Source organism: Stomatobaculum longum, assembly GCA_000242235.1.
Taxonomy (GTDB): domain Bacteria; phylum Bacillota; class Clostridia; order Lachnospirales; family Lachnospiraceae; genus Moryella; species Moryella longum.
This window is the reverse complement of the sequence record JH590863.1, coordinates 87,651-102,375: the sequence shown is the minus strand read 5'-3', so window position 1 is coordinate 102,375 and position 14,725 is coordinate 87,651. Positions and strand designations below refer to the sequence as shown.

10 protein-coding genes and 1 tRNA gene are annotated in these 14,725 nt (G+C 58.1%); 1 reads left to right on the top strand and 10 read right to left on the bottom strand.

All coding sequences use genetic code 11. The annotated features are described in order from the left end of the window. Nucleotides 1-27: 27 nt before the first annotated feature. The 10 genes from ligA to HMPREF9623_RS06200 all read right to left on the bottom strand — a co-directional run bounded on the left by ligA (nucleotide 28) and on the right by HMPREF9623_RS06200 (nucleotide 12,430). A complete protein-coding gene (gene ligA / locus HMPREF9623_RS06245; protein WP_009533048.1) occupies nucleotides 28-1,992 on the bottom strand; it encodes an NAD-dependent DNA ligase LigA in 1,965 nt (654 codons plus the stop codon). Continuing rightward, nucleotides 1,974-2,843 (bottom strand): pseudouridine synthase, encoded by an 870-nt coding sequence (locus HMPREF9623_RS06240; RefSeq protein WP_009533047.1) that lies wholly within the window; start codon nucleotides 2,841-2,843, stop codon nucleotides 1,974-1,976. Before HMPREF9623_RS06240 ends, ligA begins: the two co-directional genes overlap by 19 nt. 157 nt (nucleotides 2,844-3,000) lie before the next feature. Beyond that, on the bottom strand, nucleotides 3,001-4,026 hold the full coding sequence (gene queA / locus HMPREF9623_RS06235) for a tRNA preQ1(34) S-adenosylmethionine ribosyltransferase-isomerase QueA (RefSeq protein ID WP_009533046.1): 1,026 nt from the start codon (nucleotides 4,024-4,026) through the stop codon (nucleotides 3,001-3,003). Next, nucleotides 4,026-4,865 carry a hypothetical protein gene (locus HMPREF9623_RS06230; protein WP_009533045.1) on the bottom strand — a complete coding sequence of 280 codons (840 nt, stop codon included), beginning with the start codon at nucleotides 4,863-4,865 and terminating at the stop codon, nucleotides 4,026-4,028. The genes queA and HMPREF9623_RS06230 overlap by 1 nt, the downstream gene beginning before the upstream one ends. A gap of 844 nt (nucleotides 4,866-5,709) precedes the next feature. Next, nucleotides 5,710-5,783: transfer RNA gene (locus HMPREF9623_RS06225), tRNA-Arg, on the bottom strand. Between the two features lie 51 nt (nucleotides 5,784-5,834). Further along, nucleotides 5,835-7,901 carry an excinuclease ABC subunit UvrB gene (gene uvrB / locus HMPREF9623_RS06220; RefSeq protein WP_009533044.1) on the bottom strand — a complete coding sequence of 689 codons (2,067 nt, stop codon included), beginning with the start codon at nucleotides 7,899-7,901 and terminating at the stop codon, nucleotides 5,835-5,837. Then, nucleotides 7,898-8,713: a tyrosine-type recombinase/integrase gene (locus HMPREF9623_RS06215; RefSeq protein ID WP_009533043.1), complete on the bottom strand. Its 816-nt coding sequence runs from the start codon at nucleotides 8,711-8,713 to the stop codon at nucleotides 7,898-7,900. Before HMPREF9623_RS06215 ends, uvrB begins: the two co-directional genes overlap by 4 nt. Before the next feature lie 330 nt (nucleotides 8,714-9,043). Beyond that, nucleotides 9,044-9,616 carry an NUDIX hydrolase gene (locus HMPREF9623_RS06210; protein WP_009533042.1) on the bottom strand — a complete coding sequence of 191 codons (573 nt, stop codon included), beginning with the start codon at nucleotides 9,614-9,616 and terminating at the stop codon, nucleotides 9,044-9,046. 4 nt (nucleotides 9,617-9,620) lie between these two features. Then, nucleotides 9,621-10,487: a hypothetical protein gene (locus tag HMPREF9623_RS06205; RefSeq protein WP_009533041.1), complete on the bottom strand. Its 867-nt coding sequence runs from the start codon at nucleotides 10,485-10,487 to the stop codon at nucleotides 9,621-9,623. A 248-nt stretch (nucleotides 10,488-10,735) separates the two neighbouring features. Then, a complete protein-coding gene (locus tag HMPREF9623_RS06200; protein WP_009533039.1) occupies nucleotides 10,736-12,430 on the bottom strand; it encodes a cell wall-binding protein in 1,695 nt (564 codons plus the stop codon). 456 nt (nucleotides 12,431-12,886) lie between these two features. Here HMPREF9623_RS06200 and HMPREF9623_RS06195 point away from each other — a divergent pair, with 456 nt between their 5' ends. Continuing rightward, nucleotides 12,887-14,686 (top strand): phosphotransferase, encoded by a 1,800-nt coding sequence (locus tag HMPREF9623_RS06195; protein WP_009533038.1) that lies wholly within the window; start codon nucleotides 12,887-12,889, stop codon nucleotides 14,684-14,686. Nucleotides 14,687-14,725 lie beyond the last annotated feature (39 nt).

The window sequence follows — 14,725 nt, the reverse complement described above, 5'->3', positions numbered from 1 at the left end:
TGACTCAGCGGCCTTGCCGCTGTCCGCTCACGACTCCGCCGCGAGAAATTCCGCCTCGCTCAGAATCGGAATGCCGAGCTCGTGCGCCTTCTTGTTTTTGCCGGAAGTCGAGTGAATGTCGTTGTTGATGAGCGCCGTGGTCTTTGCGGAAACCTCTCCCGCAACCTTGCCGCCGCGCGCCGTGATATAGTCCTTGAGCGCCGTCCGGTTCGGGAAATTCACGAGACTGCCCGTGATCACATAGGTCTGTCCCGCATAGCGCTGCGCCTCCGCACCCGCACTCGCCTCGGGTTCCAGCGTCACCTCTTGCAGGAGTTCGTCAATAATCTCCCTCTCCTTCGGGTCCCGGAAAAAGGTCACAATGTCCGCCGCCATCACTTCGCCGATGCCGTCAATGCCGGTCAGCGTTTCGACATCGGCCGTGAGCAGCGCCTGTATATCGCCCTGAAACGCCTTTGACAGCACCTTGGCATTCTGCACGCCGACGCCCGGAATGCCGAGCCCGTAGACAAAACGGGACAGGGGCAGGTGCCTTGCCTTCTCGGCCGCCTCGATCAGTTTTGCCGCCGAAGTCTCGCCGAAGCCCTTCATCGCCGCAATCGCGGCCTCCGCGCGCTTTAAGTGAAAGAGATCCGCGTAGCGGTGGATGAAGCCCTCCTGAATCAGTTTTTCGAGCGTGGTCTCCGAGAGCCCGTCGATATGAAAGGCGTCGCGGCTTGTCATCAGCGCAAAGCGCTTCACGCGCTTAATCGCACAGTCCGGGTTCACACAATAGAGAGTCTCGGCGTCGTTCTCCTTGCGGCGTTCCGTCGCCGTGCCGCAGACCGGGCAGTGCGCGGGCGGCTCTGCCGTGTCGCTCTTGGTTAAATTTTCCGCAATCTGCGGGATTATCATATTCGCCTTGTAGACCAGAATGTGGTCGCCGAGGCCCAGTTTCAGGCTGCGCAGCACACTCACATTGTGGATGCTCGCGCGCCGCACTTCGGTGCCCTCAAGATCCACCGGGTCAAAGATTGCAACCGGGTTGATGAGCCCCGTCCGCGAGGGGCTCCACTCGATTTCGCGGAGCACAGTCTCCGCCTGTTCATCCTGCCACTTGAACGCAATCGCATTCCGCGGAAACTTTGCCGTTCTGCCGAGCGAGTCGCCGTAGGCGATGTCGTCGAGCAGGAGCACCAGTCCGTCCGACGGAAAGTCATTCTCCGGAATTTTCGCCTCAAAGCGCGCCACGGCTTCCCGGAGCATGTCCGCCGTCACCGCCTCAAACTCGACGACCTCAAAGCCCTGGTCTCTAAGCCACGCAAACTGCGCGGCGCGGGAATTGTTGAAATCAACCCCCTCTGCCTCCACCAGGGAGAACGCGTGAAAGTAGACGCCGCGCGCGGCCGTGACCGCCGGGTCGAGCTGGCGCACCGTACCCGTGCAGAGATTGCGCGGGTTCTTGTACTTGGCGTCGGTATCCGGCAGTTCGCGGTTAATCCGGCCAAAGTCCGAATAGCGCATCAGCGCTTCGCCGCGGAGCAGGAGCTCTCCCTGATAGGGAATGCGGAGCGGCACATTGCGGAACGCGCGCACATTGTTGGTCACGAGTTCGCCGATGTAGCCGTTACCGCGCGTCACCGCCTGGTAGAGTTCGCCGTTCCGGTAGCGGAGCACAATCGTGAGGCCGTCCATCTTCCAGGAGAGCAGGGCCTTCTCCGCGCCGAGCCAGGCGATCAGCTCATCCACACTCTTTGTCTTGTCGAGCGAGAGCATCGGCTTTTCGTGCGTGATTTTCGGGAGCGACGAGACCACCTCATAGCCGACGCGCTGGGTCGGCGAGCCGGAGAGCACAATGCCGCTCTCCTCTTCGAGCTTTTGCAGGCGGTCGTAGGCGCTGTCGTACTCAAAGTTACTCATGAGCTCGCGGCTCTCCTGGTAATAGGCACGCGCCGCGGGGAGCAGGCGATCGATTAACGCCTGCATCTCTTCTCTTACTTTTCTCTCTTCCATGCCCCGCCATCTCTTTCTCTGCGCTGAAAGTACGCCTTTTGCCGCGCCGCATAGTTTTTCTTTCGCCGCGCTTCCGTGCGCGCGGTTTTCGCGCTCCTGCCGGTGAATGCCTTCGGCTTCTCTTCGAGCAGGGACAGCAAGGTCTTCTGCTCGGCCGCCGTCACATTCCGGAACGCGCCGCTGTGGAGATTGCGCAGGGAGATATTCATGATGCGGATGCGCTTTAAGCTGATCACATGATAGCCGCAGGCCTCGCACATGCGGCGAATCTGCCGGTTTAAGCCCTGCTTCAAAATAATCGAAAAGCTCGTCTTGTCGCGTGCCTCCGCCTTGCAGGGCAGCGTCGTGACCTGCAGTTCCTCGAGGTGCACGCCGCGCCTTAATTTCTCCAGAAAAGCCGGCGTCAGCGCCTTATCGACCCGGACAATGTACTCCTTCTCGTGCCCGTTCTCGCAGCGGAGAATCTGATTCACAAGTTCGCCCTGGTTCGTGAGGAGCAAAAGTCCCTCCGAGTCCTTGTCGAGCCGCCCGATCGGATAAACACGCTCCGGGTAGTCGATTAACTCCACAATATTCGGCGCGCGGTCGTTGTCCGTCGTCGTGCAGACCACGCCGACCGGCTTATTCACCGCAAGCAGAACCTTCTTTTTGGACGCCAGTTCCTCGACCGCGCCGACCCGCCTGCCGTTCACCTTCACTTCCATACCGGCAGAGACCAGCGTCCCGAGTTCCGCCGTTTCCCCCGCGACCGTCACCTTGCCCGCCGCAATGAGCCGGTCGGCTTCCCGGCGCGAGCATACGCCCGCCGCACTCAAGAATTTGTTGATGCGCATTCCCTCGCTCTGATTCACTGTTCTCCCCCTCCGGCGCTGCTTTGCGCCGCTCTCCTACCGCTGTAACTTATAATTATAGGCAAAGCTGTCCCTTTCAGTCAAGTTTAGCCGCCCTGCCGCGCTGTACAGAAAAAGACCGGTGCTCTCGCCCCGGTCCTCTCCCGTTTGTAACATCTCACTCGATCAACATCGCATCCCCGAAGCTGAAAAAGCGGTAGCGCTCCTGCACGGCCTCACGGTAGGCATTTAAAATCTTCTCTCTCCCGGCGAGCGCACTGACCAGCATGACCAGGGTCGACTCGGGGAGATGGAAATTGGTAATCAGGCAGTCCAGAATGCGGAAGCGATAGCCCGGGTAAATAAAAATTTTGGTGTAACCGCTCTCGGCACGGAGCGTTCCGTCCTCATTCGCCGCGGATTCGAGCGTACGGCAGCTCGTCGTGCCGACACACACAATGCGGCCGCCCGCCGCCTTTGCGCGGTTCACGGTCTCTGCTGCCTCCTCGCTCACCACATAGAACTCCTCGTGCATGTGGTGTTTCAGAATATCCTGCTCCTTGACCGGGCGGAAGGTGCCGAGTCCTACATGGAGGGTAATGCGGACAATGATAACGCCCTTCTCCTCCAGCGATTTTAACAGAGCCTCGGTGAAGTGAAGCCCCGCGGTCGGCGCCGCCGCACTGCCCTCGTGCGCCGCGTAGACCGTCTGGTAGCGGTTCTTGTCCTTTAACTGATGGTGAATGTAGGGCGGCAGAGGCATCTGCCCGAGCTCGTCGAGAATCTCCTCAAAGACGCCCTCGTAGGAGAAGCGCACAAAGCGGTTGCCGTCCTCGGTCTGCCCCACAATTTCGCCAATCAGTTTCCCCTCGCCGAAGCTGATCTTCGTGCCGATCGGGCACTTTCTGCCGGGCTTCACGAGAGTCTCCCAGGTTCTGTCCTCTTTTCGCGTGAGGAGCAGCACTTCGATCTTCGCGCCGGTGCCGACCTTCTCACCGATGAGGCGCGCCGGAATCACCTTCGTATCGTTTAAGACCAGGCAGTCGCCGGACTTCAGGTACTCTGCAATGTCCCGGAAATGTCTGTGCTCAATCTCGCCGCTCTCCCGGTGCAACACCATGAGCCGCGAGGAAGCTCTGTCCTCGAGTGGATCCTGCGCAATCAGCTCCTCCGGCAACTCGTAGTAAAAATCTTTTAACTCCATCAGCCTTCCGTCCCTTCCGAAGCCGCCGTGGTCGCTGTGGTCTCTGCGGTCGTCTCTGCCGCGCTTGTCTCCGCCGCGCTCGTGCCCGGAATTTCGATGACCGCATCGGTCACCGCCTCCGTGCTCTCCTCGGTTGCTTCCTCCGCGGCTGCGGCCGCGCTGCCGCCCGCGCGGAGTTTCTGGTAGAGCGAGCCGAGTTTTGCGTCGCTCACAATCGCCTTTGCGAGCGCCGTCCGGTAGTCATTGTTCATCTTCTTGACCGCCTCGCTGCCCTCGGCCGCCTTAATTGCCGCCCGCTCCGCCTCCGTCAGCGACTCGTCCGGCTTCATCTGCAGCCCGTCGCCGGTGCTCACAATGTAAGCGCGCAGCAGCACGGGTGCCGGCGTCTGAATCTTTTTGAACCACGCCTGACTCTCGATGTAGGCGATGTAGCTCCCCGTCTCAACGCCCGGAATCACATAGGTGATTGTGTTCTCGAACGCGTCGTAGAGCTTCTTCTCCGCCGCCATCTGCTCCTGCAGCGCGGTCGGCAGTTCCTGCCCGCTCATGCCGAAGACGCGGTACAGCTCCTCCGCGTCGCCCTGGGAGCGCGCGGTCAGGTAGTCCTGCACGAGCGTGTTGATTGCGTCATCCGTGCACTTCTCGGGCGCGGCGGCCGCATAGTCGTAGCCGCTCTTCCCGGCCTTTTCCGCCTTCGGCTTTGCCGTCTTTTTGTGATCCAGCGCGAGAATCACGAGAATCAGGATGAGCGCCGCAAGCGGCAGCAGGAGAAAACGCCCGAAACGCTGCAGTGTGAGCTCATCGACCCCAAATATCTTTCTATCTTTTTCGTATCGCACTCGTTTAACCTCCGTTGTAATTCACCTATTTTACCATGATTCCAAAACAGACTCCAGTCCGCAATTTTCGACCCGCCGCCTGTCGCTTCACCCTGCCTTTCCCGCAAGGTTTGTCCCGGGAAGGTAAGCTCTGCGCCTATCGCCTTCCTCTCGAAACATACGGTTTCCAAACTGCGCAGCGCGACATGATGCCTTGCATCGCAATCATTTGCGGCGGCAAGGCCGCCCCGTGCCGCCTGCTGTATTGCACTGCCGCGTCATCTTCCGTCCCGCCTTTCCCGCAAGACCTGTCACAGGAAAAGAACTTCCGTACCTCCCGGCCTTCCTCTCCCAACCTACCGTTGCCGAAAAACCGTACACGGCGAAAATGTCTTGTATCGCAATCATTTGCGGCGGCAAGTCCGCCCCCGTACCGCCTGCTGTATTACACTGCCTGCGTCATCTTCCGTCCCGCCTTTCCCGCAAGGTTTGTCTTGGGAAGGTAAGCTCTGCGCCTCATCGCCTTCCTCTCGAAACATACGGTTTCCAAACTGCGCAGCGCGACTTTATGCCTTGTATCGCAATCGGCGGCGGCAAAGCCGCCCCGTGCCGCCTGATGTATTGCACTGCCGCGTCATCTTCCGTCCCGCCTTTCCCGCGAGGTTTGTCCCGGGAAGGTAAGCTCTGCGCCTCATCGCCTTCCTCTCGAAACATACGGTTTCCAGACTGCGCAGCGCGACATGATGCCTTGTATCGCAATCGTTTACGGCTGCACGGTGCCGTTCCCGTGCCGCCTGCCGTCTCGCGCTTTCCGGCAAAATCCACACAAAAAAAGAGAAGCCCGGTTCGGGGCTTCTCTCATGTCTGTGTCTGGCGGGATTCGAACCCGCGACCTTCAGAGTCGGAGTCTGACGCGCTATCCAGCTGCGCTACAAACACAAAGTACCCTACTACTATACCTTGTTTTGCGCCGGAGAGCAAGGCTATCTTTTACCCCCGCTTGTTCCGCTTGTGTTCCGCCGGTTTCTCGTAGCGCACCTGGGCGGCGCGCTGCACTTCCGCCGCCTTCTCGCGGCTCTCGGGGTCGCTCCGAAGGCGCAGCACCTCTCCCATGCGGTCGCGGAGTCGCGCGGCCTCCTCGAAGTTCAGTTCGGCCGCGGCCTGCCGCATCTTCTTCTCGAGTTCCTTCGAAAGGCGGCGAAGCTCGGCGTCGCTCATCGACTCCGGGTCCTTCTCCCAGGTCTTCTCGTCCGCAATGACCGCCTTGGTCAGCATAATCACATCGCGAACCGCCTTTTTGATCGTGGTCGGCGTGATGCCGTGCGCCTTGTTGTAGGCCTCCTGCACCGTGCGGCGCCGCTCGGTCTCCGAGATGGCGCGGCGCATCGAGTCCGTCATGTTGTCGGCGTACATGATGACATGCCCCTCGGCATTTCGCGCCGCGCGGCCTATGGTCTGCACGAGCGAGGTCTCCGAGCGCAGGAACCCCTCCTTGTCGGCGTCCAGAATCGCGACCAGCGAAATCTCCGGAATGTCGAGCCCCTCGCGGAGCAGGTTGATGCCGACCAGCACATCGAACTCGTCAAGGCGCATCGCGCGAATAATCTGCGCGCGCTCCAGGGTATCGATGTCCGAGTGCAGGTAGCGGACGCGGATGCCGACCTCGCGGAGATAGGTCGTTAAGTCCTCCGCCATGCGCTTGGTGAGCGTCGTGACCAGAATCTTATTCTTCTTCTCAATCTCTTTGTTGATCTCGCAGAGCAAATCGTCAATCTGCCCCTCGACCGGGCGCACCGAAATCTCGGGGTCAAGAAGACCGGTCGGGCGTATCAGCTGCTCGGCGCGCAGTAACTCATGCTCTGCCTCGTAGCGGTTCGGCGTCGCCGAAACAAAGAGCATCTGGTTCATGCGCTCCTCGAACTCCGCAAAGTTCAGCGGGCGGTTGTCCATGGAACTCGGCAGACGGAAGCCGTACTTCACAAGCGTCGACTTTCGCGCAAAGTTGCCGTTGAACATGCCGCCGATCTGCGGAATCGTGATATGGCTCTCGTCGACAATCGTGAGAAAGTCCTTCGGAAAATAGTCAATCAGCGTAAACGGCGGCTCGCCCGGCTTCTGTTCGGTCAGAAAGCGCGTGTAGTTCTCAATGCCGGAGCAAAAACCGGTCTCCCTTAACATCTCGACATCGTAGTGTGTCCGCTCCTCAATGCGCTGCGCCTCGAGAAGCTTATCCTCGCTCTTTAAGAGCTTCACATAGTCCTCGCACTCGGCGAGAATTTCCCGCGCCGCCCGCTCGATTTTTTCGCGCGGCACCACATAGTGGTTCGCCGGGTAAATCGAGATGTGCAGAACTTCCGCGAGCGGATTGCCGGTCAGCACATCCGTCTCGGTGATTTTGTCGATTTCATCGCCGAAGAACTCAATCCGGTAGGCGAGCTTGTCCTGATCCGCAGGGAATATCTCGATCACATCGCCGCGCACGCGGAAGGTGCCGCGATGAAAGTCGAGGTCGCTCCGGTTGTACTGGATGTTGATGAGCTCCGCAATGACCTCGTCCCTGTCCTTCTCCTGCCCCGGCCTGAGGCTCACCATCATGTTCTTATAGTCGGTCGGGCTGCCGAGACCGTAGATACAGGAGACACTCGCAACCACAATCACATCCTCCCGCTCGAGAAGGGCACTCGTCGCCGAATTCCGGAGCCGGTCAATCTCCTCATTGGTCGCGGCATCCTTCTCGATGTAGGTGTCGGTCTGCGGCACATAGGCCTCCGGCTGATAGTAGTCGTAGTAGGAGACAAAGTACTCAACCGCGTTGTTCGGAAAGAACTCCTTCATCTCGCTGTAGAGCTGCGCCGCGAGCGTCTTGTTGTGGGAGATGATGAGCGTCGGCTTCTGCAACTCCTGAATCACATTTGCCATCGTAAAGGTCTTGCCCGAGCCCGTCACGCCGACCAGGGTCTCAAACTGATTGCCCGCGCGAAACCCGTCGGCCAGTTCTCGTATGGCCTTCGGCTGGTCGCCCGTCGGCTGAAACTCACTGTGCAGTTCAAATTTCATCGCTTGCCTCCGCTCCGCGCTCTCACGGCTCTCTGCTTTGCCGCGCGGCTCTCGCGGAGCATGCGGTGCACGGCATAGCTGTTCTTTAAGGACTGGGGCGTCACCTCGCCCGCAATGCCCGCTTTTTGCCCGTAGGCGCGTATCATCTTCCACACGCCCTGACGGCTCAGCGCGCCGCCGCTCAGGTTAAAAAAGAGATGCTCTTCTTCCGCGGTCTTTAAAAGTAACGGCCGCCCGGACTCGAGGTACAGACAGAGTGCCTGCCGAAGTTCCTCGTCAAACGAGACCACGCGCTCCCGTCCTCTCGACTGCTGCCGTACATAGCCGAGCTGTACATCCACATCACCGGTCTTCAGCGAGATGAGCTCGGAGACTCGGAGACCCGTCGCGCAGAGAAGCCCGAGCATCGCGCGGTCGCGGAGCTGCTTTGCACTGCTCCCCTCGGTCTCGCGGAGAAAGCTCTGAATCTCCTCCTCCTCGAGAATATACGGATCCCGGTGTTCCTGCCGCATGCAGCGCAGTCCCTCCGCCGGGGAGGTGAGATAGCGGCCGCCCGCCGTCTCATACGCAAAAAAAGCGCGGATCGAAGCCGCCGCGCGGTTAATGGTCGCCGCCGAAAAGCCCTCCCGCTCGAGCCAGAGCAGATAGGAATTCAGTCTGAGCTCGCTGACTGTCGAGAGGGAAGTGACCCCTTCCTGCCGAAACCAAGCAAATAGTTTTTTTAAATCCCGCTCATAGGAGAGCAGTGTATTCTCCGCCATGTGCCGCTCTTCCCGGAGCGCGCGCAAAAATGCCCGCAACGCTTCTTCCATTCCGATCGCCCCCTCACCCTCATTGGTCACACCAGTATAGCGGTGCGGCACCAAAAAAGCAAACCGCGCGACAGCCGCTTTTTGGCAGCTGTCGCGCGGTTTGCCTGTCCTGTTTCAAAATATGGGATTTTCCTTTATGTAAACCTCATATCTTGCGCTTTTGTTCTTAATTTTACCCCGGACATCCGCCATTATTTTTTTAAACTTCTTTTTTCTCCGAAATCTACGATCCCGAGGGCAAAATTCCGAAGGCTGCCCCGCTTCCCGTTTTCTCTTCGGAAAACAAAGACACCCGGGCGCCGTCACTTACCGGCGCTTCCGGGTGTTTCATCAAGTTCTGTTTGATCGGCTCTGCTTCAGCGCATAGGCCGTGAGCCCGGCGACCGTCTTCGCGTCCCGGATCTCGCCGCGCTCAATCCGCGCGAGGAGTTCCGAAAGCTCATAGGTCTGCACATCGATCACCTCGTCGGGGTCCAAATGCTGCTCCCCCGGCAGGAGATTTTGCGCGACAAAAATATCAATCTCCTCGTCGCAGAAAGCGACGGTCGTGTCAATCCGCAGCAGAAATTCGAGCGCCTCGGGACTCTCCGCCCGCATACCGGTCTCTTCCGAAAGTTCACGGAAGGCGCAGAGCACGCGCGGTTCTTCGGGGCTGTCCACCTTGCCGGCCGGCAGTTCCAGCGTAAAGCGGTCCAGCGCATTCCGGTACTGCCGCACCATCAGGATGCCCCCGTCCGGGAGCACCGGCACCACGGCGGCGGCGCCGTCGTGGTGAATAAAGTCCCAGCTTTCTTCTCTGCCGTTTGCGACCACGAGGTCACGGTACACCTTTAGAATCGTGCCCTCGTAGGCGAGCTCCCGCTTCTTTCGCAGAACCCTGCCTCTCTCCCGGTCCGCTTCCATCGCTTTAGTACTCGTTCTTATTCGCGAGGTGACCGTGTCCCGCGTCAGCGCTGTACACCGGCGTCGTGGTCGTGTCGTAGTTGTAGACCGTGTCCTTCAGCTCGACAATCTCGCTGCCCTTCAGCGTCGCCTCGAACATCATCTTGTTCTCGATCATCTTCTTCGTGGAGCTGTAGTGGCTCGTACCGTTCACGCGCTGCGAGCTTCTATAGGTCGGAAGCGTGAGTTCAATGCCGGTCGCAACCGGGCGCAGAATCACTTCCGAAGTCGAGCTGTCCGCATTGACCTTGCGGAGGCGCTGCGCCGAGAGCATGTAGTGGTTGCCCGCCGCATCCGTGAGGCGCACCGAGTAGCCGGACTCCTTCGGCGTTGTGCCGTCCTTCTTCGGCGTGTTGCTTGCACGCAGCACACCGCGGCCCGCATTGTTCTCGGCGGTCAGTTTGCCGACGCCCGGGAGCTCTACGGTGTCGCCCTTCTTGATTGCCTTGATCTCGTCGTTCGTCTTGAACGCCGTGTCAAAGAGATCCGCCTTAATCTTATAGCTGTTCGAAGCCTCGTCGAGGCTCGCCTCGGTGATCTTAAAGATACGGTTGCCGTTCACCTTATACTGCGAGACTGCGCTCTCGCCCTGATCCTGTGCATTGCCGCTCGCCTGCTGCGCTGCCTTGGTGCTCGGCTGGCCGTTCCAGTAGCCGTTCACATCGACCTGATAGCCGTCCGGCGTCGTGGTGCTCGTGAGCCAGGTGCTGTCACTTGTCATGTAGCGCCACTGTCCTGTCTTGTCCTGCTTCCAGGCTGCCGCAAATGCCGTGGTACTCATCGCAAGGGTCAGCGCCGAAGCGGCTGCGACTGCAAATAATTTTCTCATCATTTCTTACCTCCGTTCCGCCGGAACTGTTCCGGCACTGTCCGCATTATAGCGAAGCTCTCCCCGAAAAGGCAAGGGTGTTTCCGGGATTGTAAGACTTCTTCCCTGTTTCGTAAGAGTTTTGCAAGCTTCAATGCACAGAAATTTCACCGTTTTTACGTCAGCAAAACAGGAGGGCATTTCTGCCCTCCTGCTGCCGCAATTAGTATTTCATTTCGAAATGATGATACTGAAACTTACTGCCGCTGAAATTAGTTGGTGCCGATGATCTGCTTGACCTTGTTGTTGCCGTCAAGCACAACCTTGAAGCCGTCGCCGTCAACCTTAGAGCCGCTCTTCACGACATTACCGGAGACATTGATGACAACATAGTCGCTCGTGAGGCTCGAGATGTCAAGGCCGGTAGCCGTACCGGTCGTGCCGGTCGTGCCGTCCGTGTAGACAACATCGCCCTTGTTTGCCTGGCCGACCTTGCCCGAATTCACATCCTTGCCAACAAGGTGATTGTCGAGGACAAACTTGCCAACCGTGACTCTCTCAAGCGTGTTCTTGTTGAGGAGCTCAATCTTGTTATCAGCATCAGCCGTCATCAGCATGCCGCCGAGGTAGTACTTCTTCTCGTTCATGCCGTTGATACCCTGGCCCTTCTTTGTGCCGCCCTTCTTGAAGCTGAAGGTGAAGCTCGTGCCATCCAGCGTAATTCTCTGGTTGCCGGTCTTCATGGAGCCGTCCTTATCCTCGTTGTCCGAGAAGTAGTAGAAGCCCCAGTCGCTGCTCGGGGTGTTGATGCGTCTAGCCGCTTTCTCGAAGGACTCCTGGCTGTCATACTTGCCGTCGTTGTCAGCGTACTCGAGAATATCGTTGCCGCTGGTGCGGAGCATAGCAAGGCCGGAAATCATGCCGCCCTTGAGGTCGAACGCGTACTTCTTGCCCTTGATGGCCTTGATCTCGCCGGCAGCAATCTTGCCGTCGCCGGTTGCATAGTACCATCTGTCAGTGCCGTCATCGTAGTCCTTGTAGTTGAGGTAGTAACCCGGAACCACCTTGAACCAGCCCTTGGTGAAGCGAGCGCCGTCCTCCGGAGAGGAGAAGTACATGAACTCCTTCGCGTAGCTCTTGGTTGCAGTTGCGGTAGCATTGTTGTTGGAACCTCTTCTGCTCAGCTGGTTGTCAGCATCATTTGCCGTAGCAGCGTGCCAGTCAGCAATCATGCGGCCGTACTCGTCAAAGCCGTACTTTCTGCCGTTGATGGTCTTGTTGGTGCTGGAGGTCTGCTTCACGCCCGAGGACTTGAAGTAGAACCAGCGAACCTGGTCGGAATCCCAGTAGGAATCGCCCGGCTGCTCGGTCTCAGCATCTGCGACATCGGTCAGTGCAATCTCTCTCCAGCCGACGCTCATTGCGCCGTCGTTCTCGTCGCCGAAGTAGTAGTCGCACTCCTGGTAAGCGTTGTCATCGTAGTTCGTGACGCCGTCTTCCTTCTTGACCCAGCCGTACTGCATCTTGCCGTCCTCATCGAAGGCATAGGTCTTGCCGTTGATGACCTTCTTGAAGATGTTGCCGGAGCTGTGGCTGTTCTTGTAAGCCTTGCCGTTTGCCTGGAAGTAGTACCACCAAACATCCGGCTGGTTCTCCTCGCCAGCTTCCGCGTTGTCGATTGCGACCCAACGGTTGCGAACCATAGCGCCGTTTGCATCGACATAGTAGTAATCATCGTTGTCCTCGATCAGGCTGTCGGTAGCCATGTTGCCTGCATCATCGAGGTAGAAACGGTTGTCGCCGGAGTACTCCCAAGCGTTTGCAACCTTCTCACCCGCTCTGTTGTAGTACACCCACGTTCCGTCCTCTTCCTGCCAGCCGGTAGCTGCGAAAGAAGTCATGGATGCACCGATTGCAAGAAGCGCTGCTGCGGAAACGACTGCAGCAATTTTTGTCTGCTTTCTCATAATAAATGCACTCTCCTTTTCACTGTTGTTTTGAAACCACTGAAATCCCTAATTGCGTACGAAGAGATTTTACCGCGCTTTGGCGTAAAAATCAACTTACAAATACCGCCCAGCGGTTCCTCTCTTGCTTACAGGACACAGTATAGACCTAGTCTCGCAAAATATCTATAGCTTTTCTCTGGCTATTTCCTTACAGAAATATTACAAAGACACGCTTTTTCCGCATTTTTGTATTTATATCCGTACAATCCTGTGTTTTACCCCCGAAAGCGGTGGAAAAGCCCCCGCCGTCAAGTCTTCTTTTCTTTTTTTCTCCACCTGCATAAAAAGACTTTTTCTCTGCCTCGCTATGCACGCTCCGCTACCCACTTTCCGCACACTCTGCTATACTGTTCATATATTTTGATTTTCAGTTGCGGATGAACACTCTTCACCCTGTGCAAAGGAGATGATTCCATGGATAAACTTGCTTTTCTGCTCCGGGAACTCGCAGCCGAGCCTGCCCTGACCCAGCGCGCCCTGGCATTCCGCCTGCGGAGTTCTCTCGGCAGCGTCAACGCGCTCTGCGCCGAGGCCAAGGAAAAGGGGCTTTTAACGGAGACGGCGGCGTCCGGACAGCAGCTCACGGAGGCCGGTTTTGCCTACCTATTACCCTACCGCGTGGACGGCGCGGTGATTCTCGCGGCGGGTTTCGGCTCCCGCTTTGTGCCGCTGACCTACGAGCGCCCGAAGGGACTCCTCAAGGTAAGCGGCGAGCGCATGATCGAGCGGCAGCTTCGGCAGCTCCGTGAAGTCGGCATCACCGACATCACCCTCGTGGTCGGCTACTTAAAAGAGGCCTTCGAGTATCTGATCGATAAGTACGGCGTGAAACTCCTCTATAACCCCGACTATGCGACGATGAACAATATCTCCTCGGTCTACCGCGCGGCGCAGCTCTTCGAGGGTAGAAACATGTATCTTCTCTCCTCCGACAACTGGATGCGGGAGAATCTGTTCCACACCTACGAGCCCGGCAGCTGGTACGCGGCGGTTCACGCGGACGGCGAAACCCGGGAATGGGTTTTACACTATAATAAGAAAGACCTCATCACTTCGGTCGAAATCGGCGGCCGGGATGCCGATGTGATGTACGGACCGGTTTACCTGTCCCGCGACTTTAGCGCAGTTCTTCTCCCCGCCCTGAAAGAAGCCTACCGTACCCCCGGCAAGGAGCAGTATTACTGGGAAAATGTGTACCTCGATCTCCTCGCCGCCAAAAAGGCGCCGCCGCTCAGTGTGAATTTGCAGCCGGACGGCGTGATCTACGAATTCGAAAATCTAGAAGAACTCCGCGCCTTCGACGCCTCCTATCGCGACCACTCGGACAGCAAGGCCATGGCGCTGATTGCCGAGGTGCTGAAAGTCCCGGAGTCCGAGATTACCGGCATCGAGTGCCTGAAGGCGGGCATGACAAACCGCTCCTTCTTATTCCGGGTCAAGGGCAAGGCCTACATCTGCCGTATTCCGGGCGAAGGCACGGCACAGCTCATCGACAGAAAGGCCGAGGGCGAGTGCTACCGCGCGATTGCGCCGCTTCACCTCGCCGAAGAACTGATTTATTTTAATCCGGACAACGGCTATAAAATCTCGGTCTACTATGAAAATGCGCGGACGGCCGATCCCGATTCCGAATCGGATCTCCGCGCCTGCATGGCAGTCCTAAAGAAACTGCACGAGGCTCCCTGCCGCGTGTCCCAGCGCTTTGACCTCGGCGAGCGCATTGCCTTTTACGAGTCTCTCTGCCTCAAAAAGGGTGAGATTCCGTTCCTCGACTACGCCGAAGTCCGCGAAAAAATGAATCGCCTGCTCACTTGGATTCACAGCTTACAGCGTCCGGAGACCCTCTCCCATATCGACCCCGTCTACGCGAACTTTCTTTTTACCGGGGAGGGCATCAAGCTCATCGACTGGGAATATGCCGGTATGGCGGATCCGCTGATTGATTTTGCGATGGCGACCATCTACGCGGAAAAGGATTTTGGCTACGCTTTCCGTCTCCTCGACTACTACGGTGACACCGATGTGCCGCGGGATAAGGCCGAGCAACTTGTGACCGCCTACATGGCGCTCGGCGGCTTCCTCTGGGCGCTCTGGGCTGTCTACAAAGAGGCGCTCGGCGTCTCGTTCGGCACCTACCCGCTCACGCAGTACCGCTACGCAAAAGAGGGCTACCGGCGCTTCACCGAGCGCGAAAGTGACGCGGACAGCCTGTGACTTCATTGAAGAGTAAAGCAACTGTAAGGATTCTTACCG

Bases quoted from the DNA above. Each gene is read 5' to 3' on its own strand.
- ligA (WP_009533048.1), bottom strand. From the start codon at position 1,992: ATGGAAGAGAGAAAAGTAAGAGAAGAGATGCAGGCGTTAATCGATCGC.
- queA (WP_009533046.1), bottom strand. From the start codon at position 4,026: ATGGAGTTAAAAGATTTTTACTACGAGTTGCCGGAGGAGCTGATTGCG.
- uvrB (WP_009533044.1), bottom strand. From the start codon at position 7,901: ATGAAATTTGAACTGCACAGTGAGTTTCAGCCGACGGGCGACCAGCCG.
- HMPREF9623_RS06215 (WP_009533043.1), bottom strand. From the start codon at position 8,713: ATGGAAGAAGCGTTGCGGGCATTTTTGCGCGCGCTCCGGGAAGAGCGG.
- HMPREF9623_RS06210 (WP_009533042.1), bottom strand. From the start codon at position 9,616: ATGGAAGCGGACCGGGAGAGAGGCAGGGTTCTGCGAAAGAAGCGGGAG.
- HMPREF9623_RS06205 (WP_009533041.1), bottom strand. From the start codon at position 10,487: ATGATGAGAAAATTATTTGCAGTCGCAGCCGCTTCGGCGCTGACCCTT.
- HMPREF9623_RS06200 (WP_009533039.1), bottom strand. From the start codon at position 12,430: ATGAGAAAGCAGACAAAAATTGCTGCAGTCGTTTCCGCAGCAGCGCTT.
- HMPREF9623_RS06195 (WP_009533038.1), top strand. From the start codon at position 12,887: ATGGATAAACTTGCTTTTCTGCTCCGGGAACTCGCAGCCGAGCCTGCC.